The organism is Parageobacillus sp. NEAU-HV-2 (assembly GCF_059115485.1).
This window is the reverse complement of the sequence record NZ_JBXUJJ010000002.1, coordinates 68,987-95,776: the sequence shown is the minus strand read 5'-3', so window position 1 is coordinate 95,776 and position 26,790 is coordinate 68,987. Positions and strand designations below refer to the sequence as shown.

General features: G+C 43.2%; 23 protein-coding genes and 1 other annotated feature. Of the genes, 5 read left to right on the top strand and 18 right to left on the bottom strand.

The genetic code is table 11. The features are described from left to right. Positions 1 to 52 precede the first annotated feature (52 nt). The 10 genes from AC1WMD_RS03995 to sppA form a co-directional block, all read right to left on the bottom strand. Positions 53 to 1,588 carry a class I adenylate-forming enzyme family protein gene (locus tag AC1WMD_RS03995; RefSeq protein ID WP_043905774.1) on the bottom strand — a complete coding sequence of 512 codons (1,536 nt, stop codon included), beginning with the start codon at positions 1,586 to 1,588 and terminating at the stop codon, positions 53 to 55. A gap of 117 nt (positions 1,589 to 1,705) precedes the next feature. After that, positions 1,706 to 2,050, bottom strand: a complete 345-nt coding sequence (locus AC1WMD_RS03990) for an SCP2 sterol-binding domain-containing protein (protein ID WP_043905775.1) — start codon at positions 2,048 to 2,050, stop codon at positions 1,706 to 1,708. Positions 2,051 to 2,204: 154 nt separating this feature from the next. Further along, on the bottom strand, positions 2,205 to 2,729 hold the full coding sequence (locus AC1WMD_RS03985) for an SCP2 sterol-binding domain-containing protein (RefSeq protein ID WP_043905776.1): 525 nt from the start codon (positions 2,727 to 2,729) through the stop codon (positions 2,205 to 2,207). A 491-nt stretch (positions 2,730 to 3,220) separates the two neighbouring features. Continuing rightward, positions 3,221 to 4,414: an acetate kinase gene (locus AC1WMD_RS03980; protein ID WP_043905777.1), complete on the bottom strand. Its 1,194-nt coding sequence runs from the start codon at positions 4,412 to 4,414 to the stop codon at positions 3,221 to 3,223. Positions 4,415 to 4,611: 197 nt separating this feature from the next. Further along, entirely contained in the window at positions 4,612 to 5,601 is a 990-nt protein-coding gene (locus tag AC1WMD_RS03975; RefSeq protein ID WP_043905778.1) for a class I SAM-dependent methyltransferase, read from the bottom strand. 119 nt (positions 5,602 to 5,720) lie between these two features. Continuing rightward, complete coding sequence (tpx, locus tag AC1WMD_RS03970; RefSeq protein WP_043905779.1) at positions 5,721 to 6,221, bottom strand: thiol peroxidase; 501 nt, start codon at positions 6,219 to 6,221, stop codon at positions 5,721 to 5,723. Between the two features lie 78 nt (positions 6,222 to 6,299). Next, on the bottom strand, positions 6,300 to 6,752 hold the full coding sequence (gene ytfJ, locus AC1WMD_RS03965) for a GerW family sporulation protein (RefSeq protein WP_043905780.1): 453 nt from the start codon (positions 6,750 to 6,752) through the stop codon (positions 6,300 to 6,302). Positions 6,753 to 6,764: 12 nt separating this feature from the next. Then, positions 6,765 to 7,445 (bottom strand): DUF2953 domain-containing protein, encoded by a 681-nt coding sequence (locus AC1WMD_RS03960; protein WP_043905781.1) that lies wholly within the window; start codon positions 7,443 to 7,445, stop codon positions 6,765 to 6,767. 71 nt (positions 7,446 to 7,516) lie between these two features. Further along, positions 7,517 to 7,996: an RDD family protein gene (locus tag AC1WMD_RS03955; RefSeq protein ID WP_043905782.1), complete on the bottom strand. Its 480-nt coding sequence runs from the start codon at positions 7,994 to 7,996 to the stop codon at positions 7,517 to 7,519. Positions 7,997 to 8,009: 13 nt separating this feature from the next. Then, positions 8,010 to 9,020 (bottom strand): signal peptide peptidase SppA, encoded by a 1,011-nt coding sequence (sppA, locus tag AC1WMD_RS03950; RefSeq protein WP_043905783.1) that lies wholly within the window; start codon positions 9,018 to 9,020, stop codon positions 8,010 to 8,012. A gap of 126 nt (positions 9,021 to 9,146) precedes the next feature. Between sppA and AC1WMD_RS03945 the strand changes: the two genes are divergently transcribed. Then, positions 9,147 to 9,950 carry an NAD kinase gene (locus AC1WMD_RS03945; protein ID WP_043905784.1) on the top strand — a complete coding sequence of 268 codons (804 nt, stop codon included), beginning with the start codon at positions 9,147 to 9,149 and terminating at the stop codon, positions 9,948 to 9,950. Positions 9,951 to 10,009: 59 nt separating this feature from the next. Here AC1WMD_RS03945 and mbcS read toward each other — a convergent pair whose 3' ends face one another. The 5 genes from mbcS to ezrA form a co-directional block, all read right to left on the bottom strand. Continuing rightward, the gene (gene mbcS / locus AC1WMD_RS03940) at positions 10,010 to 11,599 is read right to left on the bottom strand and encodes an acyl-CoA synthetase MbcS (protein ID WP_043905785.1); all 1,590 of its coding nucleotides are present in this window, start codon (positions 11,597 to 11,599) and stop codon (positions 10,010 to 10,012) included. Positions 11,600 to 11,754: 155 nt separating this feature from the next. Then, complete coding sequence (locus AC1WMD_RS03935; RefSeq protein ID WP_017434949.1) at positions 11,755 to 11,964, bottom strand: alpha/beta-type small acid-soluble spore protein; 210 nt, start codon at positions 11,962 to 11,964, stop codon at positions 11,755 to 11,757. An 80-nt stretch (positions 11,965 to 12,044) separates the two neighbouring features. Beyond that, positions 12,045 to 13,250 carry a tRNA uracil 4-sulfurtransferase ThiI gene (gene thiI, locus AC1WMD_RS03930; RefSeq protein WP_043905786.1) on the bottom strand — a complete coding sequence of 402 codons (1,206 nt, stop codon included), beginning with the start codon at positions 13,248 to 13,250 and terminating at the stop codon, positions 12,045 to 12,047. 5 nt (positions 13,251 to 13,255) lie between these two features. Then, a complete protein-coding gene (locus AC1WMD_RS03925) occupies positions 13,256 to 14,401 on the bottom strand; it encodes a cysteine desulfurase family protein (RefSeq protein WP_043905787.1) in 1,146 nt (381 codons plus the stop codon). 158 nt (positions 14,402 to 14,559) lie between these two features. Continuing rightward, positions 14,560 to 16,263 carry a septation ring formation regulator EzrA gene (gene ezrA, locus AC1WMD_RS03920; protein WP_043905788.1) on the bottom strand — a complete coding sequence of 568 codons (1,704 nt, stop codon included), beginning with the start codon at positions 16,261 to 16,263 and terminating at the stop codon, positions 14,560 to 14,562. 194 nt (positions 16,264 to 16,457) lie between these two features. Between ezrA and hisJ the strand changes: the two genes are divergently transcribed. Both hisJ and msrC read left to right on the top strand, forming a co-directional pair. After that, the gene (gene hisJ, locus AC1WMD_RS03915; protein ID WP_043905789.1) at positions 16,458 to 17,276 is read left to right on the top strand and encodes a histidinol-phosphatase HisJ; all 819 of its coding nucleotides are present in this window, start codon (positions 16,458 to 16,460) and stop codon (positions 17,274 to 17,276) included. Between the two features lie 42 nt (positions 17,277 to 17,318). Next, entirely contained in the window at positions 17,319 to 17,798 is a 480-nt protein-coding gene (msrC, locus tag AC1WMD_RS03910; protein WP_043905790.1) for a free L-methionine (R)-S-oxide reductase MsrC, read from the top strand. Between the two features lie 51 nt (positions 17,799 to 17,849). Here msrC and AC1WMD_RS03905 read toward each other — a convergent pair whose 3' ends face one another. Then, a complete protein-coding gene (locus AC1WMD_RS03905; RefSeq protein WP_494256030.1) occupies positions 17,850 to 19,727 on the bottom strand; it encodes a sensor domain-containing diguanylate cyclase in 1,878 nt (625 codons plus the stop codon). Positions 19,728 to 20,061: 334 nt separating this feature from the next. Between AC1WMD_RS03905 and rpsD the strand changes: the two genes are divergently transcribed. Beyond that, the gene (rpsD, locus tag AC1WMD_RS03900) at positions 20,062 to 20,664 is read left to right on the top strand and encodes a 30S ribosomal protein S4 (RefSeq protein ID WP_043905792.1); all 603 of its coding nucleotides are present in this window, start codon (positions 20,062 to 20,064) and stop codon (positions 20,662 to 20,664) included. Between the two features lie 71 nt (positions 20,665 to 20,735). Here rpsD and tyrS read toward each other — a convergent pair whose 3' ends face one another. Next, on the bottom strand, positions 20,736 to 21,995 hold the full coding sequence (tyrS, locus tag AC1WMD_RS03895; RefSeq protein WP_494256028.1) for a tyrosine--tRNA ligase: 1,260 nt from the start codon (positions 21,993 to 21,995) through the stop codon (positions 20,736 to 20,738). A gap of 47 nt (positions 21,996 to 22,042) precedes the next feature. Continuing rightward, positions 22,043 to 22,265: a binding site (T-box leader), on the bottom strand. Positions 22,266 to 22,427: 162 nt separating this feature from the next. Here tyrS and AC1WMD_RS03890 point away from each other — a divergent pair. Continuing rightward, positions 22,428 to 25,127, top strand: a complete 2,700-nt coding sequence (locus AC1WMD_RS03890; RefSeq protein WP_494256026.1) for a transglycosylase domain-containing protein — start codon at positions 22,428 to 22,430, stop codon at positions 25,125 to 25,127. Positions 25,128 to 25,579: 452 nt separating this feature from the next. Here AC1WMD_RS03890 and thrS read toward each other — a convergent pair whose 3' ends face one another. Next, the gene (thrS, locus tag AC1WMD_RS03885) at positions 25,580 to 26,785 is read right to left on the bottom strand and encodes a threonine--tRNA ligase (RefSeq protein WP_494256024.1); all 1,206 of its coding nucleotides are present in this window, start codon (positions 26,783 to 26,785) and stop codon (positions 25,580 to 25,582) included. Positions 26,786 to 26,790 lie beyond the last annotated feature (5 nt).

Genomic DNA, 26,790 nt, shown 5'->3' with positions numbered 1-26,790 from the left:
TTCCTGAATAATATTGTTAATATTCAGAAATTATCAGACCGAAAACGCCTTTTTATGTTTGCGTAGCTGTCTCAAATTCCTTTGCCCATTCGCGAAGTTTCTTTTTATCGATTTTTCCGATTAAATTTTTCGGTAAGTATCCGACGATTTTGATGAATCGCGGGCTTTTATGTTTCGCGACTTTCTTTTGGCAAAACTCGATTAATTCTTCTTTTGTCGTTTGTGCCCCCTGGCGGAGCACGACAAAAGCGACCACTTCTTCGCCCATTCTAGGAGACGGTACGCCGACAACGCCGGCTTCGACAACGTCGGGATGAACCATGAGCAATTCCTCGAGATCGCGCGGATAAATATTAAATCCGCCGCGAATAATCACATCCTTTTTCCGGTCAACGATAAATACATAGCCTTCCTCGTCGATCCGGGCCATGTCGCCGGTGTAAAGCCACCCATCCCGAAGAATTTCCCGGCTTTCTTCTTCCTTGCCGTAGTAACCTTTAAAAACATTCGGGCCGGAAACAATCAATTCCCCGACTTCATTGGGCGGGAGGCGATGGCCGTTTTCATCAACGACGGCGACTTCAATTCCCGGCAACGGCAATCCGACGGAACCTGGCTTCATCGGTTTCGATGGATCGGTGGCTGTAACGATCGGAGCCGCCTCGGACAGCCCGTATCCTTCTAAGATAATACAACCGAATTTTCGTTGGAAATCGTGCGCTAGCTGTTTCGGAAGAGACGCCGAACCTGACACACAGACAATAAAGCTCGACGTATCATACTTGTCGGCATCAGGATGATGATACAAGGCGTGAAACATCGCCGGCACCATCGCTGAATGCGTCACTTTATATTTTTCAATGGCTTCTAGCACTTTCACGGGATCAAAATAGGGCAAAAGTACAATTTTATCACCTAATAAAAGCGCGACATTCATCATCGTGAAACCGAAAGCGTGGGAAAACGGCAACACCCCAAGCGCCACACGTTCTTCTCTCAATTGTAAAATTTGCGCTGGTTTCGATGCCGCTTCTGCATTAGAATACAAGTTTTTATGCGTCAACATCACCCCTTTTGGATTCCCTGTTGTCCCTGCTGTATACAGCAAGGCCGCCTCATCCTCTTCACAGATAGGTACATTTGGCGCAGACGTTGAGGCACTTTCCATTCTCTTCCATAAAGAGTAGGAGGAATCGTGCCGATCCAATGTGAAGATTTTTGGCGGTGCCGATAAACCATAAACCGCCTCCTTCACCTTCGCCAAAAGCAGATCGGTGGTCAAAACGATTTTTGGCTGGCAATCTTGCAAAATATAATGAATTTCCTGCGCTTGCAAAAGAGGCATCACGGGAACGACTACGGCGCCTGCCTTAATAATCCCGCTAAACGCGATGACGACTTCAGGACAGTTCGGCATTGTGACAACCACGCGGTCCCCGAGTTCCACCCCTAACTCAATCAACGTATGCGCTAACTGAGAGGAAAGCTCATCGCAGTACGTATTCGTATATTCTTCACCCTCAAAAATGAGGACGGGATACATGCCGAATTTTTCGATATTATCAGACCAAATGTTTCTTAAATTCATTCCACGTCTCTCCTCAATGAGATTCATGTATAAGAAACCAGATACCAGACATTTGATATGCTTTGAAGCTCAAAGCCACCAGCTTCATCCCGGCTTCTGGTTCTGCCGTTTCACCGTTTACTGTTTGGCGTGGTTGTAAGCTGACAACACTTCTTGAAGCCGTAAAGCAAGACCCATGTCTCCGTCGATTTTGAGCTTTCCGCTCATAAAGGCTTCTGTCCCGTTTAATTCTCCTTCCACCATTTTTTTAAAATCGCTCGAATCGATGGTGAGCGTACAATCGGACGCTTCCTGTTCACCTTCGACGACAAAACCTGCATCAGGGCGAAGAATCACTTGGTAAACGCCAGCTTCGTCCCCGCTTAAGTTAAACTGATAGACAGCGACGATCCCATCAGCTCGAGAAGGATCCTCCTTGAGCTGCGAATCGATCATTTGAAAAATTTCTTTAACGGTTGTCATTGGATTCCCTCCTAAATGATTTAAAATTATTTTCATGTTGGTTATAGTGTAAAATATTTAGAACAATCCCTGTATTCCGAAAAAAGTCGTTTTTTTTTTTCACAAACTCCCGTTCTCCCCCGATATTTATACGTGTTTTTCCTTTGTGGCCATGTTACCTCTTCCGCGATGAAGACAAAAGGGAAAGCAGCCGTTGTTCGCCGATAAGTTCCAAGTAGCGGGGATATAAAGCAAAAGCGGGCATAATACTCTGCAGCATTTGTAACGCTTTCTTTTTCGACCCATTCACCTTTATTTTTCCCGTCATTAACGCTAGGGGGACATTTACATTTCCTCCCCAAAATTGATGCGCTGTATCTCCCGTTGTTTTGACGGATACATCCAGTGATTTGACCGATTCGCCAAGGTAAACCGTATAATTCCCCCCCTTTTTTGGCTGTCTCGCATCAATACAAATAAGAGCATTCGGTTGAGTAATTTCAAATTCAATGACTATCCTAGATTTTCGAATTTTTTCGCCGATTTGATTCATTTGATCGATCTCATCACCATTTTCGTAATATGCTGGACTGTGTCCCCACCATTGCCTCAATTCCTTAATCGTTCTTGGACGGGAAGGGATCTTCATAAACTCGCCCACTACCCGATAAAAATGTTCCGCATCCTGAAAAACCGGCATGTTTGTTTCAACTCCTTTAATGGTTAAATCGTAATAGACAGTATGAAAGCATCTTTACGTACCTATTAAACTATTTTAAAAATGGTGCCTTTGCAACCCCGTGGATTGAAGGGATTATCAAGATCCATTGGGATGATCCCCTCACTTTGACGTAGTGAGACTGTGCTGCATTTGATGCTCATAAGAACATTTCGGCCACCGAAAATGAAGTGGGCACGTTTCGGATTGTAATCATTTTTTAATCTGTACGTACAATATTAGATTTAGAAAATAAATCTTTCGTTTTCTCAACGCATCTCCTAAAACAACTAAATACGTGGTAAGGACAGCGGGTAGCTTTCGTTTTTACCCTATTGGCATGTTTTCGCTTTTTTAATGGCAAAAAAAAAAAGCAACCTTTTTTCATGTATGTAGAACATGAAAAAAGGTTGCTTTAAAAATTTAGGTCTTCGTTATATTTAAGTCACGTTTTTGTCAAAAGTACCTTCAAATCATTGTATATTCGCCAATCTGACAACATCCCGCGCGATCATGACTTCTTCGTTCGTCGGGATGACCAATACTTTGACCGGAGAGTGTGGATAACTAATGAACGCTTCCTTGCCGCGCACTTTATTTAATGCTGGGTCCCAGTACACTCCCATAAATTCGAGGCCGCGCAATACTTTCGCACGGATGACATCGCTGTTTTCGCCGATGCCGGCGGTGAAGATAATCGCGTCGACACCGCACATGCGCGCCGCATAAGAACCGATATATTTATGAATGCGGTTCGCAAATACTTCTAGTGCTAATTCGGCGCGTTCATTTCCTTCTGCCGCAGCTTTTTCAAGGTCGCGCAAATCGCTGGAAATACCGGAAATTCCAAGCATGCCGCTTTTCTTATTTAATACTTCAAGCACTTCATCAGCAGTCATTCCCGTTTTTTCCATAATGTAAGGGATAAGAGCCGGGTCAATATTTCCTGAACGCGTCCCCATCGCGACACCGGCAAGCGGCGTAAAGCCCATGGACGTATCGATCGATTTTCCTCCCTCAACCGCAGCGATGCTGGCACCATTGCCAAGATGGCAGGAAATAAGGCGAAGTTGTTCAATCGGCCGGCCGAGCAATTCGGCGGCGCGTTGCGTCACATATTTATGAGACGTGCCGTGAAATCCGTATTTGCGAATACCGAACTTTGTATAGTATTCATACGGTAGACTATATAAAAATGATTGTTCTGGCATTGTTTGATGGAACGCCGTATCAAACACGGCCACAGCCGGGACATTCGGAAGCACTTCTTGGAACGCCTTAATGCCGACAATGTTTGCCGGATTATGAAGCGGAGCAAGCTCGGATACCTCTTCAATTTGCTTCAGCACTTCGTCGGTAATCAGCACCGAATCGCTGAATTTCTCTCCGCCATGCACAACGCGATGACCGATTCCGTCAATTTCATCAAACGAACGAATAATACCGTGGCTAATTAGCTTGTCAAGCAGCATTTTCACAGCTACGGCATGATTTGGAATTGCCGTCACTTCTTGAATTTTCTCCCCGTTTACCGTAATCGTAAAAATCGCATCGTCAAAACCGATTCGTTCGACAATTCCTTTCGTTAACACCGTTTCATTCGGCATCTCAAACAATTGAAACTTTAATGACGAACTACCGGCGTTAATCGCCAACACCTTTGCCATATTTTAAACAGCTCCTTTTATGCATAACATTGTTGTTACCGTTAGTTTGTTCGATTTTTCGTTGTTTCACTATGCCTTTTTCATTGTATGCTTGTTCGTCTTTACTTTTCAAGCAAGTTCTTTGCCGGTAATCGGTTACAAAGCGATGTTTTTATCTTTTGAAAATAAAAACAGTTCCCTGTTTGTCGAGGGAACTGTTACCGTCCTTTTTCTTCCGTGATCCATTCATCAATTTTGCGCATCATCGCCTGCATCGCCTGCTTGTGAGAAAAACGAGGAAGTTCGGCCAATAGCGCTTTTTTCGGAGCTTTAACGCTTGCCCCTTTCTTTTGCAAAATAAAGATGCTTTTAGCCGCTTTTTCAGTTTTAAACATGGACAGCGGCAGCTGCAAAAGCCCTTGGATGACGGCGTGCTCTTTTAAAAACTCATGCAGTTTTCCCGCCTGGTCGCTGGAAAATAACGTGTTTGGGATTAAAAAAAATAAATAGCCGCCTTCTTTCGTATAATACAAACTTTGTTCGATAAATAAATGGTGGGCGTAGGAACGTCCTTCCTCCGCTTTCAAGGCAAAACGGGAAGCATTCTCCTGATGCGGATAATAGCCGACCGGCAAATCGCATACGACGACATCGGCAGGCTCGACAAACAGCGGCTGCAAGCTGTCTTGATTAAAGAACTGGATGGCGTGCTTTTGTAAATTGGCATTGACGTACGCCAACTTAATTAGTAGATCGTCTACATCGATCCCATAGCTTTTTATTTGTTTTCCTGGTAAATGGTTTAATACCGCCGTTAATAAATTAGCAGTACCCACGGCGGGGTCGAGAATGGTGAGCGCCAAGTGTTTGCGGGTAAATTGATAGATTAAGTAGCCGATGAATAAACTAACCGCATCGGGAGTCATTTGATGGTGCGGCTGTACATGTTCCTTCATCCCTTTTAATACCGCTAGCTGAAACGCTTTGCGAATTTCTTCATTCGTAAAACGTTCTAACTGTATGTCCGTATATTGTTTTTTTAAGCGTTTGGCGTTAAGTTCGCTGACTTCCTCCTGAAGCACGTCGCCGTGAAAGACATTCTCTCCGGTTTCCGCCACTGCTTCTAAATATGTACATTGCAATTCATCTTGCAAAATTTTCGCTGTTTCATCAAACAAGGTAAACAATCGTTCTACTGGAGTTGCCATTTCCGCTCCACCTTTCTGCAAATGTCCGATATTTTATTTTACGATGGACGAGATCGGATCGCAAGTAATGAAACAAATGCAATAAACAGGAAAAGACCTCGAACAAATCGAGGTCTTGGTTATTTTGCCGCTTTCGCCGCTTCGATTGCCGCTTCGTAATTTGGATGGTTCGTTACTTCCGGCACATACTCGACGTAAGTAACGGTGTCATTGCTGTCAATGACGAAAATGGCGCGCGCTAATAAACGCAATTCTTTCATCAGCACGCCGTATGCTTGCCCAAATGAAACATCGCGATGGTCGGAAAGCACTTGCACGTTTTCTATTCCGGCTGCCCCGCACCAGCGTTTTTGCGCAAACGGCAAGTCAACGCTAATTGTTAATACTTTTACGTTGTCTAATTTCGCCGCTTCTTCGTTAAACCGGCGTGTTTGCGCATCACAAACCCCTGTATCGAGCGACGGCACCACGCTGATTAAACGCACATGTCCTTTCGTATCCGCAAGCGTCACTTCGGATAAATTTTGATCCAATACGGTAAAATCAGGTGCTTTATCTCCCACTTTTACTTCATTGCCGACCAACGTTACCGGTTTTCCTTTAAATGTCACTTGTGCCATTGTTTTTCCCCCTTAAAAAATTATGTACTACTGCCATCATAAAGGGGAGGCAAAAAAATTTCAATGATTTTGATTTATCTAAATGTCAAAATCGTTAGATGGTCTTCTTTCGTCATTTTTATTTTTCTTTAGCATCTCTTGAATTTTTTCAATCGCCTGCGGTGCAACATCAAGAATTTTTTCATATAAATGCGTGCTCTCGTCAAGATGGAGCAGCTTGACCCCAGATGAATTAACAACTAAAAACGCAATTGGAGTGATGGAAACACCGCCGCCGCTTCCGCCGCCAAACGGATGTTCAGCCGCTTGATTTTGGTTTGCTCCTGGCTGCGATCCGGCGCCATTGCTTTTTCCTTCGACCATAAATTCACTTCCGCCTGCGGCAAATCCAAATCCTACTTTCGAAACGGTTAAAATAACACTTCCGTCAGGCGTCTCTACCGGATCCCCGATGATCGTATTGACGTCAATCATTTGTTTCAAGTTTTCCATCGCCGCTGTCATCAGTCCCTGGATTGGATGGTTGCTCATGCGAGATTCCTCCTAGTATCCTTCATTTGCTTGCTGGGTGGCAAACGTTTTGATTTCCGACAAACTGCCACGCCAATGTTTGATCACTCGTATTCCTGCTAACATAGCATGCCCGATTCGAAAATGAATCATACATATAAATTTTGTTTCCGAAACTGCTTGGTGAAAAGATGGAATGATCGTGATCATAGGAGTCGTTTTTAATTTCATATATTTGCTGCATACCGCCAGCACGCTATATTTTAACGACCACCCTAACCCGACAATCATCCCTGTCGCTGCCGCGTCCCCTGTTCCGATTTTCGTCTGCCATTCAAATTTTGTGATCGATACATGGCGGAAAAAATTTTTCATAATGTCATTCAAGTGCACAACTCGTTCTGTAAATTCTCTTGCTTTGCGAAAAATATTCATGATTTCCTTTGGTGTATATTTGCTTCGTTTTTCCTTGCTGTTCGTTGTATTCCCCATACTTTTCTTATGGGCAATAACGATACCTGGAGACGTTGTTTCTACTTTTACTAGAGGGATATGGACGGTATAGCGAACGATTCCGAACAATGTGCGAAACGTAATTTTCCATTCATCATCATCTTGAGCATGTTGAAAAAAAATAGTCACCGATAATTTCATCATCGCCAACATAAACAAGAATAATAACAAAACCACAATGGCCGCTGCTACGATTTTCAACCTTCGCACTCCCCTTCAACATACCATTGTCACCATGTACACAAAAAAATAAACCTGCCGCAAAGGCAGATTTATTCATGAACAACAATTGTATCGGCAAACTGGTCATGCATCCCTTTTTTCTTTTCCGAAAATGCAACGAACAAAAAGCCAATAAATAAAATTGTTTTCGCAATAAACTTCCCGACCACTTCGCGAAACAGCACCGTCGACCATGTCAACGGCTTCCCCGACTCATCGGCGACCTTCAGCCCAAACACCATTTTTCCCAGCGTCTGCTGGAAAAATTTCGTCATAAGTACAAAATACGCATAAAATACCGCTGCCGTCGCAATCGACGCCGGAGCAAACATATTCGTTCGCTCTGTCGGAATGTCAAGCAGATGAAAAAGAGGAAACACCAAGAGCCGATTAAGGCTCCCGACAACGAGCAAATCAAGCAAATACGCCCAAAGACGCATCCAAAACCCGGCATACCGTATGTGGGAATGCTCATTCGTGCATGCTTCTTTTCTGATCTCTACAGGAACAGGCAAATATTCTCCAGTCATTTTTTCACTTCCTTTACTCCGCATATAAGTACATCAAACGCGGCGAAGACGGTTTAGAAAACAATCGAATTAGTTCACTTGCCTCATGCTTTGGCATCGTATTTCGGTTTAGCGCCATTTGAAATAGGGAACCGAACGAAAAATCACTTGTATACTTCACCACTTGCGCATCCGCTAAATGATGGTCTTTTTTCAGTGCAGCGATTGTATCATCCAAATAACCAAATTCGTCGATCAAACGCAACTGTTTGGCCTGTCTTCCGTCATAAATCCGCCCATCGGCAATTTTCCGCACTTCATCTTCTGAAAGATGTCTACCTTCAGAAATGACTTTCACAAATCCTTCATAAGAATTCTGGATTAATTGCTGCAATATTTTCTTTTCTTCTTCCGTCATTTTTCTTGCTGGATTCATTATATCTTTATACGGCCCGCTTTTTATGGTGACGAGCTCAACGCCGTATTTTTTGGCAAGCCCTTCGTAGTTCAAACTTTGCATAATGACGCCGAGCGATCCAGTAATCGTTTCCGGACTCGCGAAAATTTTATCACCTGCTGTTGAAATGTAGTATCCTCCCGATGCTGCCATCGGCCCCATTGAAACGTAAATCGGCTTTTTCGTTTCCTTTTTCAGCTTTACCAGTTGGTCGTGTATTTCCGCACTTTCGACCACACCGCCGCCTGGCGAATTCACCCTCAGAACAATCGCTTTGACCGTATCATCCTTTTTCGCTTGCTCAATCATTCGCAAAAAAGATGGATGGTGATATCCCGATGTGGAAAATAGCGGTTCTTCGTCCCCCGTATCTTGAATCACCCCGTTCACTTCAAGAATGACAATTTTTTTCAATGCATCCCCATCTTCAATAACTTCTTCGCTAAATTCCTGCTCTGCCAGCGCCAGCCAGCTTTCCGACCATTTTTCCGCATCATTGCTTACTAGTGTAGTGATCACATTGACAAGCACAGAAATGATAAATAATGCAGCGGCGATTGACAGAGCGATCCATCGCTTTCGGTTCATTCTTCTTCCCCCTATGAAAACAACGATATTTTAGATTGACTGCAAAAGTGTTACACTAAATAATGTATATTTTTTATTGTACCATAATTACATCTTAACTAAAATATGCCAACAGGAGGGCTTCACATGATAGATGAACGCAACCATCTTTATTTTTTTTATAAACGGGATGAACAGCTAATCAAACGGGTAGAGCCGCTCATTGCACTCGCCAAGCAAGGCCCGTTCATCGTTGTCGACAATCATCAGGAAGCGAATATTATCGTCAGCATTGGGGACGACGGTGCGTTTTTGCAGGCGGTGCGGCAGACAGGTTTTCGCAATGATTGTTTATATGTTGGCATTTCTACACTTCCGTCACGCGGATTTTACTGCGATTTTCAAATTGACGATATCGATCATATGGTAGAAGCAACGAAAAACTTGCAACTTGAAGTAAGAAAATATCCGATTATTTCAGTCACCATCGACGACGCGGCCTCGTTCTTCTGTTTAAATGAATGTTCGATCCGCTCGCAAATTATCAAAACAATGACAATGGAAGTATTTATTGATGATTTGCATTTTGAAACGTTCCGCGGCGACGGAATCATCGTTTCGACTCCAACAGGAAGTACAGCATATAATAAGTCGGTAAACGGCGCGGTCGTCGATCCGCTTCTTCCTTGCTTTCAAGTAAGCGAGTTAGCTTCACTCAATAATAACCGTTACCGGACGCTCGGCTCCTCGTTTATTTTAAGCGGAGCGAGAAAGTTAACATTAAAAATTTTGGAGGAAACTAGCCACTTTCCGATTATCGGCCTTGATAACGAGGCATTGAGCATTCGCCATGTTGAAAAAATCGACATTGCCCTCAGTGACCGGGTAATCAAAACCATCCGTTTAAAAGATAATTCGTTCTGGGATAAAGTAAAACGGATGTTTTTATAATTGGTTCTGTGAGAGAAAAAGGACTGTTTCGCGTTCGAAACAGTCCTTTCTTTCCTTGATTATTGCTTTGCAAGGCGCATTTCCCGTTCGCGCAGTTCGACGCGACGGATTTTTCCTGACGGCGTTTTTGGCAAATCATCGACAAATTCAATTTTACGCGGGTATTTATACGGTGCGGTCAGCTGTTTGACATGCTCCTGTAGCTGTGGAATCAGCGTCGGATCATTTTTGTCTACTCCCTCACGGAGAACGACAAACGCCTTCACGACGTGACCGCGAATTTCATCCGGGCTCGCCACCACCGCACATTCTTTGACAGCCGGATGCTTGACAAGGGCGTCCTCTACTTCAAACGGTCCGATCGTATAGCCGGAGCTGATGATAATATCGTCCCCGCGCCCTTCAAACCAGAAGTAGCCGTCTTCATCCTTTCTCGCTTTATCCCCTGTAATATAATAATCACCGCGGAATTGCATCGCCGTTCTTTCCGGATCTTTATAGTAATACTTAAATAGCGTTGGAGTGTCGACGTGGACGGCGATATCGCCAACTTCGCCGACAGCGCAAGGTTCCCCGTTTTCGTTGATAATCTCAACGATGTTTCCTGGCGTCGGTTTGCCCATAGAGCCTGGTTTGATCTTCATACCTTTCATAACGCCGACAAGCAATGTATTTTCTGTTTGTCCATACCCATCGCGGACTTGAATATTGAAATATTTTTCAAACGTATCAATCACTTCGCGGTTAAGCGGCTCTCCGGCTGATACGGCGCTGCGGAGATGCGGAAGCTTATAATCGCCGATATTTGGCACTTTTGCCATTAGCCGATACTCCGTTGGCGTGCAGCAAAGTACATTTACTTCGTACTTGCTTAACAGCTGCAAATATTTTTCCGGAACGAAACGGCCATAATACACAAATCCTGTGGCTCCGGAGCCAAGGGTCGATAAAAATGGGCTCCAAATCCATTTTTGCCATCCTGGGCCGGCAGTCGCCCAGACAAGATCATTTTCTTCAATACATAACCAGTTTTTCGCAGCAATGCGCAAATGCGCATACCCCCACCCGTGCGAATGAACGACCCCTTTCGGATTTCCGGTCGTTCCTGATGTATACGATAAAAACGCCATATCGTCACGGGATGTATCTGCCGCGGCAAGTACATCGCTTTCTGCCTGCATCGCTTTTTCTAAATGGATCCAGCCGTCTGGCTCTGCTTGTCCCACGACGAATTTCACGATATGATCGATGTTTTCGATCGGTTCAAATTGATCGACGTACGGCTCATAAGCGATTACCGCTTTAACCTCGCCATGGGAAATGCGGTATTGCAAATCTTTGGTGCGAAGCATCTCCGAACTCGGAATGACTACTAGCCCCGCTTTTAATGTTCCTAAATATACTGTATATGCTTCAATTAAGCGCGGCACCATAACGAGCACTTTGTCGCCTTTTTCAAGACCGCGGTTTAATAAAGCGTTTCCAATTTGATTGGCGCGTTTGATTAAATCGCCATATGTAATTTCCCGTGTCTCCCCTTGTTCATTTTCCCACTTTAAGGCAAGCTTATTCGGATTAGCCACTGCATGTTTTTCAATCTCAGACGTTAAATTATAGCGTTCCGGTGCGATGAAATCTTCTCGCTTCATGCTTTTCCCACTCCCATTGTCATAATCGTTCAGCAATGAACAGGCGCCATCTCATTGCTTGCTACTCCTATTATACAAAATAGTTATTATATTTTGAATATTTTTTTAAAATAAAAAAGGCGGGTAAAACCCGCCTCTGTAGCCATGATATTCAATTAGAATGTTTGTTGAGTACCGCCTAATTGTTGTTGCGCCATTGCAACAAGGCGTTTTGTAATTTCTCCACCAACCGAACCGTTAGCGCGAGAAGTAGTATCAGCGCCTAATTTAACGCCAAATTCTTGGGCAATTTCATATTTCATTTGTTCAAGAGCTTGTTGTGCTCCTGGAACAAGCAATTGATTCGAATTGTTGTTGCGTGCCATATGTTTTCACCTCCTTGCACCTATAGAATGTGTGAAAACATATGGTTTCATGCATCCATCATTTTGGTAAATTTTGAGATTTAGAATAGCCGCTCAAACTCATCTTCTACCGCAAAATCTTCATCAATAACCATCGTTTCCGTATCGGCAATTGCCTTTTCTATCAATGGCTCTAAGTCGACAGCACTTTCATAATGAAGCACTTTTTCTTTTTTTGGTTTTGTTTTTGGCGATTTTGGCGTAAAAATGGTGCAGCAATCTTCATATGGAAGAATAGAAATATCGTGTGTATCAATTTTTTTCGCGATCTCGATAATTTCAACTTTATCCATCGACACAAGCGGACGGAGGACCGGGGTTGTTGTCACCTCATTGATGACAAACATGCTTTCTAACGTTTGGCTTGCCACTTGGCCAAGGCTTTCTCCTGTGACAATCGCTAGCGCTCGCTGGCGCCGACGTAAAGCATCCGTAATTTTTAACATCGCCCTTCTTGTCGAAATAAGTGAATATTCATCTGGCACTTGTTTGTAAATCTCCTGCTGCACTTCGGTAAATGGAACGATATGAAGTTTGATTTTCCCGCCGTACGTCGTTAATTTTTTCACTAAATCAATCACTTTTTGCTTTGCCCGCTCGCTTGTAAACGGAGGGCTGAAAAAGTGAACCGCTTCAATCTCAAGGCCGCGCTTCATCGCCAAGTATCCGGCAACAGGGCTGTCGATTCCGCCGGAAAGCATCAGCATCGCCTTGCCGCTTGTCCCAACTGGTAGACCGCCGGCGCCGAAAATATCTCGGCATGTCACATAAGTGCCATCTTGGCGAACCTCGACGCGGACGTTAATATCAGGATCACGGACATCAACAGTTAATCCATCTGTATTGCGCAAAATATGAGCGCCGATTTCATGATTTAATTCGTCGCTTCCATATGGAAATTGCTTATCTACTCTTCGCGCGCTCACTTTAAACGTTTTGCCTTCGTATGGAAGCTGCTTCACCGCAGCCAGCGCCGTTTCTTTTATTTCGTTTAATTCGTTATGGCACTTCATCGCCAAACTAAAGGAATGGATGCCAAATACAGTTTTCAGCTTTTCAATAATTGGTTCGTGTGGTTCTCCGTTTAATAAAATATACATACGATCGCGCATATATTCGATTTGAATATTAGGAAACATATGAAGTTTTTTGGAAACATTATTTTTTAGACGGCGAACAAACACGTTGCGATTTCGACCTTTTGTCGTCATTTCACCATAGCGAATCAAAATACGATCATATTTCATAGCAATTACCTCGTTACCTCACTTAATTTTTCAATAGCTTTTTTCATCGCGGCAACGGCAAGCGGAATTTCTTCGAGCGTATTTTCAAAAGAAAGGCTGATGCGAATGCCGCTTTCTGCCCGTTCGTCCCCCACTCCCATCGCCAACAACGTTTTGCTCGGCGCTTTCTTTTTTGAGGAACATGCCGATGTCGTCGAAACAAAAATATCGCTTTTCGCTAACTCATGGACAAACACTTCTGGTTTCATGCCATGTTTTAATGAAAAATTAATGATATGAGGAGCGGAATGCTCCATCGGGGTATTGATTTGAATTTCTGGAATTGCTTTTAGTTCATTCAGCCATGCTTGCTTTACTTCCCATAGATAATCGATTTGTTTGTCATATTTTTCTAATGCGATTCGCAGCGCTTTTGCCATGGCCACGATGGCCGGAACATTTTCCGTTCCGGAACGAAGCTGCATTTCCTGTCCCCCGCCGGCAAGCAGCGGCGAGAGCCGGATGCCTTGACGAACATATAAAATGCCTGCCCCCCGCAACCCATGAAATTTATGGGCTGACATCGTGCACAGATCAATCCGTGCTTTTTTCATATCAAGCGGCACTTTGCTAATGCCTTGCACACGGTCAACATGGAAAATCGTTTTCGGATAATGCGCCAGCAGCGCGCCGATTTCTTCGACAGGCTGAATCACGCCAACCTCGTTGTTGACATGCATGACCGAAACGAGAATCGTATCTTCGCGAAGCGCCTTTTTCACTTGCTCGGCCGTGATCATCCCATGTTCGTTTACCGGCAAATACGTCACTTCAAACCCTAATTGTTCGAGCTGCTGACAAGGCTCCGATACGGATGGATGCTCTATGGCCGTCGTGATAATATGCTTGCCGCGGTGGCGATATTGAAACGCCACCCCTTTGATTGCAAAGTTATTCGCTTCCGTTCCCCCGGATGTAAAAATGATTTCACTCGGTTTTACCTCTAAAGCGGCGGCAATTTGTTCGCGCGCCTGCGTTAAGAGGCGCTCCGACTTCATCCCTAACTCATGCAGCGAGGACGGATTGCCAAAATATTTTGTTGCGACAGTGACAAACGAATCGATCACTTCAGGAAACGGTTTTGTTGTTGCGCTATTATCTAAATAAATCATCACGTCCATCCTCCGATTATCGCCCACAATAATACACTAGTAAATATAATAAAGAAAAAAGTAATAAAACATCAACCAAAATGTATTTTACTTACATTATTCACAAAAAAACCGATAAATATCTACTTGCATCCAGCGATATTCATCGGTTCATTTTACTATTTCTCGCTCGAGCGTTCTTCCTGAAACATTTGCTGAACGCGTTGAAACGCGCCAGGCTCCACCTTTTCTAAAGTGGCTACCGCTTGCTCTAGCGCCTGCTCATAATCGTAATGACGAAATAAAAATTCTGCTTCCTCCAATCCTTCTTTCACAGTCGGGTAACGACGGCGATAGCGGTTTCCGTACTGAATCACTTTTTCCACAAGCGAGGCTTGCTCAATCATTACCTCCGTCCGTTCGTATAGGCGCTGAACGGTTGTTTTTGCCTCTTCGAGTGCTTCGTTGACAGCAGGCATATTGAGCGGTTTCTCTTCAAGCCGCAACGCCACTTTCGTCAAATAGTCTTTTGCCTCGGACAACTGTAGCGTATACGATTCCGGAAGCCCTGGCAACCGGCTTTTTTGCACGAGCCGCAGCGCCTCGGACAATTTTTTCTTCATCTCCTCTAATTTTTCGCGGGCAACCAGCTCATCCTTGCGCAACGTTTGCAGCGTTTCGCGAAACTGTTCATGCTCCTCTTTCATGATTTCTATTTGTGCTACAAGCTGTTCCAGTTCTTCTTTTAAAAGCGAATAAGCCGTTTTCGCTTCGAAAATCCGGGTCTGAATGATGTCAAACCGCTTTCTTAACTGGTGTATTTGCTTTTCAATGCTGCGATATTTTTCCATATCTTTTGCAGGTAAACGGTAGCTTTGCTGCACAAAGAGAGTTTCTTCACTTGTTTCTTTCGCCTCTTCATTCAGCATATGTAACATTTCTTCGATACGGGGCACTTCTGTCTTTATATATTGATGGGAAAGCACTTCTTTTTCCAACAAATCATATAGAGTATCGATTTCTTCTTTTAATTCGGCAATTCCTTGTTTTGCTTCTTCAATCTGCAAATCGCGGATCATTTGTACACATTGTTCGATTTTTTCCCTCTTCTCTTTGATTTCTTTCTCCATTTGTAAATGGTCAAGAATATAGCCTCCTTGCTCCATTTCCTTATATCCATCGAAAAGCTCCTCCAACTGTGCTGGAATCGTCGTTTGGCACTCTGTCAACAATTCAGGAATATCGTTCATCATCACTGTAATTTCGCTTAGCTCTTTTTTTAAGGAAAGAACTACTTCCCTTGCGGCTAAATAGTTTCCCGTCGCGGTTAGTTCTTCAAATTTTTTAAATAAAGTCTCCGCTTCTTCCAATTTTTCATCGAGCTTTGCCGCCGCAACGCCAAACATGTACCGGTACGCTAGCAGCGTTTTCTTCGCCTCCCGATACATCGTGCGCAACTCTTCTATTTCAACGCGGTTTTGTTCTTCACTGCCAATTAATTCATGTACTTCATGAATCATTAATTGCACTTCTTCTTCGATCTGACGCAACCATTGATCGACGTCACACAACAATGCTTTCGCCTTCGTATAGCGGTATCTATCAAGCAGTGTCTCCGCATCGAATAATTTCTCTTCCACATCCGGCAGTTGGACAGCGACAATATCATCCCATTTTTGCCGCCACTGTTCAAATAACCGCTCTGTTTCTCCTGTCATATTCAGCTGCTTCACTTTCGAAAGCTCATCGGTCACCGGCCGATTCATCAGCGCTATTTTCCATGCTTCCAAGCGGTCAATTTCGCGATACATTTTTTTTCGGTACATATGGTTATATATCATTGCTCCCGCAAGAAGGAGCAAAACGACAACTGCTATTTCCATCAACCAGTAGCCTCCTTGCACTCGAGTTACTCATAAACGAAAATGAGGTGAATCGAGAAGGCAAACATATTTACATAATGTTTTTTCAATGTTTTTATGATACCATGTTATCGACATTTTTTGACCAAAATTTTTATTTTTTTTACAGAAATCTTCATTTTTCTTTCTATCATCCAATTTAGGAGGGAACTGTTGTGCGCGACGGACACATTCATACCCCATTTTGCCCGCATGGAAGCAGCGATCCACTAGAACGCTATGTGGAAAGGGCCATTGCGCTTGGCTACAAGGAAATTTCCTTTACCGAACATGCACCGCTCCCAGAAGGATTTAGCGATCCGACGCCATATCAAGATAGCGCCATGCCCCGCGAACAGCTCGATCATTATTTAGCAGCACTTGCAGATGTAAAAGCGCGTTATCGAAATGACATTATCATCCATACCGGACTCGAAGTCGATTTTATTCCTGGTTTTGAAGAAAAAACAGCACGATTTCTAGAAGAAGTCGGTCCTTTCTTAGATGACAGCATTTTATCTGTCCATTTCCTCTACTGTAAAGGTCAGTATGTTTGCATCGATTACAGTCCGGAAATGTTTGGCGATATTGTTCAGTTATTTGGCACCATCGGCAACGTATATAAAACATATTACCATACGGTTCTACAATCCATCCGCGCCAATCTTGGCCCATATAAGCCGAAACGCATTGGCCATCTTACGCTCGTCCACAAGTTCCAAAGACAGTTTCCGTGCCCCGTTTCGATGGACGGACTCGTGCTGCAGATTCTCGATGAAATAAAAGGATGCGGCTATGAAATCGACTACAACGGAGCAGGAGTCACCAAGCCGCTCTGTTTGCAGCCTTATCCACCAAATGAACTTATTCGCGAAGCGATGAAGCGAAACATCCGCATCATTTATGGTTCAGACGCGCACCGTGCGGATGATTTGCATCAGGGCGTGGACGAAATGATCAAAGAGGCGTTTTCGTTTGACAAGTTTTCATCATGACCATAAAATTAACTCCATATTAATAAGGGAGGCGGAATAACATTGTTTCACGTTACTGCTTACAATGGAACACGAGAAGAAAATTATGAGCTTGTTATTCAGCAACTGCGTTCATTAATCGACGGAGAAACAAACTTTATCGCCAATTTGGCCAACGCTGCGGCCTTATTAAATCATTTTTTGCAAGAAATTAATTGGGTCGGCTTTTATTTAACCGAAGGCGACGAGCTTGTGTTAGGACCGTTCCAAGGACTCCCCGCCTGCGTGCGCATTCCGTTCGGCAAAGGCGTATGCGGCACTGCTGCCAAAAGCAAAAAAACGATCATTGTTCCGGATGTTCACCTTTTTCCGGGGCATATCGCGTGCGACGCCGCATCGCAGTCAGAGATCGTCGTACCAATGATAAAGGATGGAAACGTCATCGGCGTTCTTGATATTGACAGCCCGATCAAAAACCGCTTTGACGAAATCGATCAACAATATTTAGAAAAGTTCGTTGAAGTGATTATTTCCACCCTATAAGTTAAGAAATAGCAGGCGAGAAGAAAGGAATCCGTCACTGCGGATTCCTTTCTACACTTTATATTGATGCACGTAATCCTTGACAAAAATGCAGTTTTTTCCTGTCCTTTTCGCCATATAAAGCGCCTCATCCGCTCGTTTAAATAAATCGTTTGCTTCTTCCAGACGATTTTTTTTCCAATAAGAAATACCGCACGAAATCGTTACGGGAGGATGGGTCTCCGTCCTTACCTTTTCAGCAAGACGATGGGCGACGGAAATGCCGGCAGCCAATGACACTTTCGGCAAATAAACGGCAAGCTCCTCCCCGCCCCAGCGGGCGCCGATGTCACTAACGCGAATATTAGCACGAATAATATTCGCCACTTGCACGAGCACCTTATCGCCTGCCTGATGCCCGTATGTGTCATTAATTTGTTTAAAATTGTCAATATCCACTAAAATAAACGTCCCAAATGCATCATGGCACATCGATTTTTGAAGTTGTTCATCCAAGTACCGCCGTGTATATAACTTCGTCAAATAATCGGTGACCACCAGCCTTTCTAGCTCTTCTCTTAAGATCGCATTGGTAAATGCAAGGGTAGAATGTTGGATAAGGGACTGCAGCAATTTAAACATTTCAAATGTAAAATGGTACGGTTTATGATGCAACACAATACAAATCCCTTTCGTCTCCCCATTTTGCAACATCGGAACAGCCATTAAAGAGCGATAAACAGGAACAGCGGGAGAAGCTTGAATGTCCGCATCCCCAACAAAAACAATATCCCTTCCCGTTTTCAGTTTCTTATCGACAAATTCCACATACTTTTTCGCTTGCCGGGATTGGAAAAATGGAGTGCTTCCAGGCAGCAGTCTCCGCTTTTTTTCCTCAAATAAGAAAAAACCGACTTCATCGGCGCAAAAAGATTGCTTAATTTGCTTTACCATAAATTCAATTGCATCTTGCAGACGCAAATTGGTATTAAGCTGGCGCATCGATTCGTTAATCAGTTGCAAATCAGCAACAAGACGGCGTGACTGTTCATACAGCTTGGCATTTTCGAGAGCGCTCCCGGCTGTATTCGCCAACAACGAAATAAAATTAATTTCTCTTCTCGGAAATTTCATAATATAAGGAGCAATAATTTGAATCACACCGTAAACACCTTGCACCCCTTTAATTGGTGCATATAAAATGGAACGACGCAACGAAATAGAGTCTTCAAGCTGAATTCTCCCTGTCAAAAATGCTTGCAATGCCGCCATATTTTCCGCGCTTTCATCAAATACAAGCGTTTTGATCGGCAAATAACCGCAGTGCTGATTATCGTGCGACAAAAGCAAATGGTATGTAAATGATGGATATACTTGTTTAAGCGTATTAACAATTTCTTCTAATACGTCATCAATTTGCATCGAAGAATGAATTTTTGCCGCAAATCGATGCAGCTGTTCATAGCGCTTTTCATCACTAAGTCCTTGGGAGATGATGCGAAGTTTTTGGAACAGCAAAGAAAAATCTTCCCTGATTTTCTTTAACAGTTGCTCACCTATCGTTAAGTGGCGAGGATACATAAATTGCAACATTCCGATTGTTTCTTCCGAAAGGTGAAGAAAAATGCGCGCGGTGGTATATTCTCCATCCCGACAAATTTGAATCGCTCGTTGTTCATCATCGGCGACCGCCTCTATATCAACCGGCAAGTCAGAGGGAACGAAAGGAGAGCGGCTTGTTTCCAGCTCTGTCATTGCTTCCGGATAAAATGTTTTGCTTAAAGGATCAAACATAAAAAAAGAGACTTGCTCCGCCATAAGCTCCCGTTTCAGCAACAACAGCAACTCTTTCATCACGTTGGAAAAATTATCATAACCCTCATACGATAAAAACCAATGAAAAAATTTTTGCTTAAAGGCCTCATATACTCTCTCTTCTTCCAGTTTCATAGCCCTTTTCACCTAGACTGACGTTCTCATTCCAGCTAGAATGGAGTGATAACAAAACTTTTCTAAAAATTACATCTTTTATTATAGCATATTATCTCGAAATAAGGGAAATAAAATGTTGACTTTGTCTTATAAAAATCATATAATACCCTTTGTGTAAAATATAGCAGCCTTAGTGCTCACCTTTATGGTTCCATTTTGTTCCTCGAATATCGAGGTGTATCGTGTAACTCTTAGCTGCTAGAGCGAGGATACATGAAAACAAAATGGCCATAATTGTTGACGCACGTCTGCTTTTATTTTACCTGAATAAAAGCAAAAGGAGGAGCAATAAATGGCTCGTTATACAGGTCCAACATGGAAAATTTCCCGCCGTCTTGGAATCTCGTTAAGCGGCACAGGTAAAGAGTTGCAAAAACGCCCTTATCCGCCAGGTCAACATGGCCCAGGTCAACGCAGAAAGCTTTCTGAATATGGTCTGCAATTGCAAGAAAAGCAAAAACTTCGTCATATGTATGGCGTAAACGAACGCCAATTCCGTAAAACGTTTGAGGAAGCTGGCAAAATGCCTGGTAAACACGGGGAAAACTTTATGATTCTTTTAGAATCACGTTTAGACAACCTTGTTTACCGCTTAGGCTTTGCGCGTACTCGCCGCCAAGCTCGTCAGCTTGTAACGCACGGTCATATTTTAGTTGACGGAAACCGTGTAAACATTCCATCTTATCGCGTGAAACCTGGCCAAACGATTGCGGTCCGCGAAAAATCGCGCAACCTTCAAGTTATTAAAGAAGCATTAGAATTAAACAACTTCGTACCAGATTATTTAACATTGGATGCTGACAAACTAGAAGGCACATATTCTCGTTTACCTGAACGTTCCGAATTGCCGGCGGAAATTAACGAAGCATTGATCGTTGAGTTCTACTCTCGTTAATGAACGATATCCCTTCAGAGATTTCTCTGAAGGGATATTTTTTCATAAAAAAATCCTGGCAATGCCAGGATTTAATTGTAGCGGATTAAATAATACTTTTTCTTTCCGCGACGGAGGATCGTAAAGCGCCCTTCGATGCGGTTTTCTTTGGTGATGACAGCGTTGATGTCTTGCACGCGTTCGCCGTTGACATAAATCGCACCATTGGCAATGTCTTCCCGAGCCTGCCGTTTCGATGGCACGATTTTCGCCATGACAAGGAGTTCCACTAGCGGAACTTCCTCTCCTTCATATTCAAAAGAAGGGACGTCTTTAAACCCTTGTTCAATTTCCTCCGCGGTCAATTCAGACACACTGCCGCTAAAGAGCGCCTCCGAAATACGAATCGCTTGCTTCAAGGCGTCTTCGCCATGAACTAGTTTTGTCATTTCTTCCGCCAACGCTTTTTGCGCCGCCCGCTGTTCTGGAGCTTCCTGCAATTGTTTTTCTAACTCTTCAATTTCTTCTTTCGACAAGAACGTAAAGTATTTTAAGTATTTAATGACATCGCGGTCATCGGTGTTAATCCAAAATTGGTAAAACTCATACGGGGATGTTTTTTCTTTATCGAGCCAAATCGTTCCGCTCTCCGTTTTTCCAAATTTCGTCCCGTCGGCTTTCGTCACGAGCGGAATCGTCAATCCGAACGCTTTTGCTTCTCCTTCTGTTTTGCGAATCAATTCCAATCCCGCCGTAATATTTCCCCATTGGTCGCTGCCGCCGATTTGCAAGCGACAATTTTCCGTTTGGTATAATTTGAGAAAATCAAAAGCTTGTAAAATCATATAGCTAAATTCGGTGAACGAAATGCCTGTTTCGATGCGCGATTGCACCGATTCTTTCGCCAGCATGTAGTTTAGCCCGAAGTTCTTTCCAACATCGCGCAAAAAAGTAATCACATCGAGTGAGCCAATCCAGTCATAGTTGTTGGCGATTTTCGCCGGATTGTCTTGCGCTTCAAAATCTAAAAATCTTGACAATTGTTCTTTAATCCGATTGCTCCACTGTTGCACCGTTTCTTTTGGATTTAAAGTGCGTTCGCTTTTTTTTCCACTCGGATCGCCGATTAATCCCGTCGCTCCGCCTACTAGCGCGATCGGCCGATGCCCCGCCAGCTGGAAGCGACGCAGCGTCAAAATCGGTAATAAACTCCCGATGTGCAAACTGTCCGCCGTTGGATCAAATCCACAATATAAGGTTACTTTTTCCTCATTTAACAGCTGGCGCAGCCCTTCCTCATCGGTAACTTGGTTAATAAGTCCGCGCCACTCAAGCTCTTGCAGTAAATCCATCTTTACCCCACCTCTTTTTTAATAAAAATAAAAAACTCGCCCCAAAGCGAAGGGACGAGTGACAATCGCGGTACCACCCTACTTAGAAAGCTTCACGCTTTCTCACCTCATTTGGATAACGGCGCACGCCGTCTTTTGCTACTTGGCTGCTGCCGTTCACAAAAGCTGCTCGAGGAGGTAATTCGCGTTTATCTATGTGCTAGTTCACACCGGCCACTAGCTCTCTGAAACAGGGAGATAAACACTACTTGTTCCTGTCATCGCTTTCTCCTATGCCATTTTGCTTATACATTTTTTTACCACAACTTTGTCTAGTTTGTCAAATCAAGTTTTTCTCGTATACAAAGGGCGAAAAAATGACAAAATGCCGCAATATCCAACAATAAATATGGTATACTTATTTATATTGATTGGTTGTATAGGGGGATGCTCATGGAGCATAAAAAGCAAACATTTTCCCTTGAGAAGGCATGGCGCTATTTTTTTATTACATATGAAGTCGTTTGGAATCTTTTCCTTATTTTTCTCATTCTTATTCTTTGCCTCATTTGCTTTGCCGTCGGTCTTGGCGCTGGGTATTTTGCTTCTTTAGTAAAGGACATGCCCATCCCTTCCTATGAGGAAATGAAAAAAGATATTTACGACTATGAAGAAACGACGCATATTTACTTCGCCAATAACGTTTATCTCGGCAATTTCCGCTCTGATCTAGAAAGGGAAGAAGTCAAATTACAAGATGTTTCACCGTATGTGATTAAAGCGGTTACAGCAACAGAAGACGAATACTTTTATGAACATCACGGGGTTGTTCCAAAAGCGATCATTCGCGCGCTGTTTCAGGAAGCGACGAACTCGTCAGTAAAAACAGGCGGAAGCACGCTGACGCAGCAGCTTGTCAAAAACCAAATATTAACGAATGAAGTGTCATTTGAACGAAAGGCAAAAGAAATATTGCTCGCCCTTCGCCTTGAAAAGTTTTTTAGTAAAAATGAAATTTTAGAAGCTTATTTAAATGTCGTCCCATTCGGCCGAAACACATCGGGGCGCAATATCGCCGGCATCCAGGCTGCGGCTCAAGGGGTATTTGGCGTAGACGCCAAAAATTTAAATCTAGCCCAGGCGGCATTTTTGGCAGGCCTCCCACAAAGCCCGTTTGTGTATACGCCGTTTACAAGCGATGGCCAAGTGAAAAAAGACTTATCACCAGCTCTGCACCGGATGAAGACGGTATTGAAACGAATGAAGCAGGCGGGATATATTTCCGAAAAACAATATGAAGAAGCGCTGCAATACAATGTTGCCAAACATTTTGCACCGCCAAAACCGTCGCCGTTTGAAAAATATCCATGGCTGACGATGGAAATCGAAAAACGTGCGAAAGAAGTAATGGCCGAAATATTGGCCAAACAAGACGGTTATACAAAAGAGCAATTGTGGCAAAATGCATCCCTTCACAAACAGTATGTGGCAAAGGCAGAAAAACAGCTGCGCCAAAACGGGTACAATATTTACACAACAATCGACAAAACGATTTACGACCGCATGCAAAAAGTAGTGGCTGATTACCGCTATTACGGCGATGACGTCATTCAATACGTAAAAGATAAACAGACAGGCAAAACGGTTGCAAAGCGGGAACCTGTCGAAGTCGGTGCGATGTTGATTGAAAATCAAACTGGAAAAATCATTAGCTTTGTCGGCGGCAGAGATTATAAACGAGAGCAGCTTAATCACGCCACACAAGCATATCGATCGAACGGTTCGACGATGAAGCCACTGCTTGTATACGCGCCAGCAATGGAGATGGGCATCGTCCAGCCCGGCTCCGTCATCCCAGATATGCCATTGAGCATTAATGGTTATACACCAAAAAATGCGGATGGGAAAACGCACGGTCTCGTCTCGGCGCGGCGTGCCCTGCAGTATTCGTATAATATCCCTGCGATCCGCACCTATATGCAGATCATGAACCAACATCCAGTACAATATTTGCATAAAATGGGCATTACCAGCGTGGCAAAAAATGAAGAAAACAATGTCGCCTTAGCGATTGGAGGAACTTTCACAGGGGTAACCGTCGAGGAAAATGTCAACGCCTATGTCACCTTTGCTAATTACGGAACGTTTATCGACGCTTATTTAATCGAGAAAATCGTATCAAAAGATGGAAAAGTTATTTACGAACATAAAAGTAATCCTGTTCCTGTTTTTTCTCCGCAGACGTCCTATTTAATGATTGATATGATGAGAGATGTCATTCGCGGCGGTACAGCATCTTCTCTCCAGTCCTATTTAAAATTCCAAGCGGATTGGGCTGGAAAAACGGGAACAGGACAAGATAATAAAGACTCATGGTTTGTGGCGACAAACCCAAACGTGACATTTGGCATCTGGATGGGATACGATACGCCTGCACCGCTGCAGTCCACCTATAGAGGATTGTCTTATAGCAAGCGGACCCAGCTTTTATGGGCGCAATTAATGAATGCCGCTTACGATGTAAAGCCGCAGCTCATCGCGCCAAATAAGCGCTTCAACATGCCCGGTGGCATCGTCCGGCGCGCCTATTGTACTGTTTCAGGTTTCATCCCATCGGATTTATGCCAAAAAGCAGGGTTAGTAAAATATGATTTATACAACACAAAATTTACGCCAAAGCAAGGGAAAGAACAGTATTTGAGCGAAGGACGCTTCGTCGAAGTGAACGGCAAACGGTATGCCGCTCTTGATACAACTCCAAGTGAGTTTGTTTCGAGCGGAGTGATGCTAAACAAAAAAATACTGGAACAATGGGGAATGGATAGTTCAAGCGCTAGTGAATGGAATGGGGTGCTGTTGGTTAATGAGCTCAAAGAAAACGGAAAAATCCCGGCACCGCCGGCTATCCAACTAGTAAATGGAACCACCATCACTTGGCAGCCGCATCCGGAACATGATGTAATTGGCTATCGCGTATATCGCGCTGGACAAGACGGCACGCCGCCCCAAGTTGCCGCGATCGTCAAGGCTGGAAAACCGCTGTCCTTTGCCGCTCTGCAGCCTGGCGCCATCTATTACGTCACAGCCGTGGATATTAGCGGCAAAGAGTCGGCGCCATCAAATGCGGTTTCAACACCATTGACTGGTGGCTAAAGAAAAAGCAAAAACGGCTGAAGAACATGAAAAAAGAGGCTGACTCAAAAGGTCGCTGAATCGACCTTTTGAAGCCAGCCTCTTCTTTCTTTTTTCTCATTTTTGGTTATTATTGGATATTTGTCGAGAAAAATCGCTTCTGTTCCTGCTTTTTCTCACTGTTTTTTCCTTAGAGGGAAGTAAAAAGAGTGGGGCTCATTTTTTCCACTGCCATATCCACAATACGACAAAGATGGTGTTTGGGGATCAATACTTCAATATCCATTGGAAGAACGAGTTGATGTGGTGTATAATAAATGTATATAAGAAAATCGTTCCTTTCTTTTGCGGTGAGTTGTGGTGGCTCTATTATACCAAAAGAGGAACGGTTTTCTTATTTTTTTGCGAAAAAAGGAGGGTGTCCGAAAAGCGAACGCTTAGCAAACACTTTTGGGACACCCTCTTCCGAATTATTAACGCTTGTTGTCCTCTTTGAATTTTTTAATCACTTCTATAATATTCATTTCACCAAGGTTTCCTTCCTTACGCTTTCTTATGGCTAAGGACTCTTTTTCCACCTCTTTATCACCAATTATAATCATATAAGGAACTTTTTTTATTTCAGCCTCTCTAATCTTTAATCCAATTTTCTCAACTCTGTCATCGATTTCAACTCGAAATCCAGCAGATTCTAATTGTAATTTAACTTGGTTGGCGTAAGATAAATGAGAATCAGAAATAGGCAATATCTTTGCTTGTAATGGAGACAGCCAAAATGGGAAATCACCTGCAAAATGTTCAATTAAAATTGCCATAAACCGTTCGATAGAACCATAAATAGCTCTATGAATAATAATCGGGCGATGAGGTTTATTATCTTCGCCTATATAATTACAGTTAAACTTTTCAGGCATTTGGAAATCAAGCTGAACTGTCCCACACTGCCAACTTCGTCCGAGTGAATCTAGAATGTGAAAATCAATCTTGGGACCATAGAAAGCACCATCACCTTGATTTATTTGATAATGTAACCCTTTTTTCTTTAATACTGATTCCAGAGCTAATTCTGCCTTTTCCCATATTTCAACTGAACCCATAAAATTTTCTGGGCGAGTAGAAAGTTCAATCTTATAACTAAAACCAAATTCCGAATAGAACTCATCAATTAAATCCAAAACTTTATCAATTTCAGATTCAATTTGGTCTTCTCTAACAAACAAATGTGCATCGTCTTGAGTAAAAGAGCGAACCCGTAAAAGCCCATTTAAAGATCCTGAAAGTTCGTGGCGATGAACTAGGCCAAGTTCCGCAAAACGAATAGGAAGTTCTCGATAACTCCGTCTCTTACTATTAAAAATTAATACAGCACCTGGACAATTCATTGGTTTAATTGCGTAATTTTGTTCATCCACATTTGAAAAATACATATTTGCGTGATAATGTTGCCAATGACCTGATTGTTCCCACAGCTCTTGTTTCATCATAATGGGTGTTTTTATTTCTTGATAACCAGCTTTTTGATGCTTTTTTTTCCACAAATTTTCAAGTTCATTTCGAATGACCATTCCTTTTGGTAAGAAAAAAGGCATTCCAGGAGCTTCCTCCATTGACATAAACAACTCTAGTTGTTGACCTAATTTTCGGTGATTTCGTCTTTCTGCTTCCATTTCAATCGACATTTTTA

Coding starts and splice junctions, on each gene's coding strand:
- AC1WMD_RS03995 (WP_043905774.1), bottom strand. CDS start 1,588: ATGAATTTAAGAAACATTTGGTCTGATAATATCGAAAAATTCGGCATG.
- AC1WMD_RS03990 (WP_043905775.1), bottom strand. CDS start 2,050: ATGACAACCGTTAAAGAAATTTTTCAAATGATCGATTCGCAGCTCAAG.
- AC1WMD_RS03985 (WP_043905776.1), bottom strand. CDS start 2,729: ATGCCGGTTTTTCAGGATGCGGAACATTTTTATCGGGTAGTGGGCGAG.
- AC1WMD_RS03980 (WP_043905777.1), bottom strand. CDS start 4,414: ATGGCAAAGGTGTTGGCGATTAACGCCGGTAGTTCGTCATTAAAGTTT.
- AC1WMD_RS03975 (WP_043905778.1), bottom strand. CDS start 5,601: ATGGCAACTCCAGTAGAACGATTGTTTACCTTGTTTGATGAAACAGCG.
- tpx (WP_043905779.1), bottom strand. CDS start 6,221: ATGGCACAAGTGACATTTAAAGGAAAACCGGTAACGTTGGTCGGCAAT.
- ytfJ (WP_043905780.1), bottom strand. CDS start 6,752: ATGAGCAACCATCCAATCCAGGGACTGATGACAGCGGCGATGGAAAAC.
- AC1WMD_RS03955 (WP_043905782.1), bottom strand. CDS start 7,996: ATGACTGGAGAATATTTGCCTGTTCCTGTAGAGATCAGAAAAGAAGCA.
- sppA (WP_043905783.1), bottom strand. CDS start 9,020: ATGAACCGAAAGCGATGGATCGCTCTGTCAATCGCCGCTGCATTATTT.
- AC1WMD_RS03945 (WP_043905784.1), top strand. CDS start 9,147: ATGATAGATGAACGCAACCATCTTTATTTTTTTTATAAACGGGATGAA.
- mbcS (WP_043905785.1), bottom strand. CDS start 11,599: ATGAAGCGAGAAGATTTCATCGCACCGGAACGCTATAATTTAACGTCT.
- AC1WMD_RS03935 (WP_017434949.1), bottom strand. CDS start 11,964: ATGGCACGCAACAACAATTCGAATCAATTGCTTGTTCCAGGAGCACAA.
- thiI (WP_043905786.1), bottom strand. CDS start 13,250: ATGAAATATGATCGTATTTTGATTCGCTATGGTGAAATGACGACAAAA.
- AC1WMD_RS03925 (WP_043905787.1), bottom strand. CDS start 14,401: ATGATTTATTTAGATAATAGCGCAACAACAAAACCGTTTCCTGAAGTG.
- ezrA (WP_043905788.1), bottom strand. CDS start 16,263: ATGGAAATAGCAGTTGTCGTTTTGCTCCTTCTTGCGGGAGCAATGATA.
- AC1WMD_RS03905 (WP_494256030.1), bottom strand. CDS start 19,727: ATGAAACTGGAAGAAGAGAGAGTATATGAGGCCTTTAAGCAAAAATTT.
- rpsD (WP_043905792.1), top strand. CDS start 20,062: ATGGCTCGTTATACAGGTCCAACATGGAAAATTTCCCGCCGTCTTGGA.
- tyrS (WP_494256028.1), bottom strand. CDS start 21,995: ATGGATTTACTGCAAGAGCTTGAGTGGCGCGGACTTATTAACCAAGTT.
- AC1WMD_RS03890 (WP_494256026.1), top strand. CDS start 22,428: ATGGAGCATAAAAAGCAAACATTTTCCCTTGAGAAGGCATGGCGCTAT.
- thrS (WP_494256024.1), bottom strand. CDS start 26,785: ATGTCGATTGAAATGGAAGCAGAAAGACGAAATCACCGAAAATTAGGT.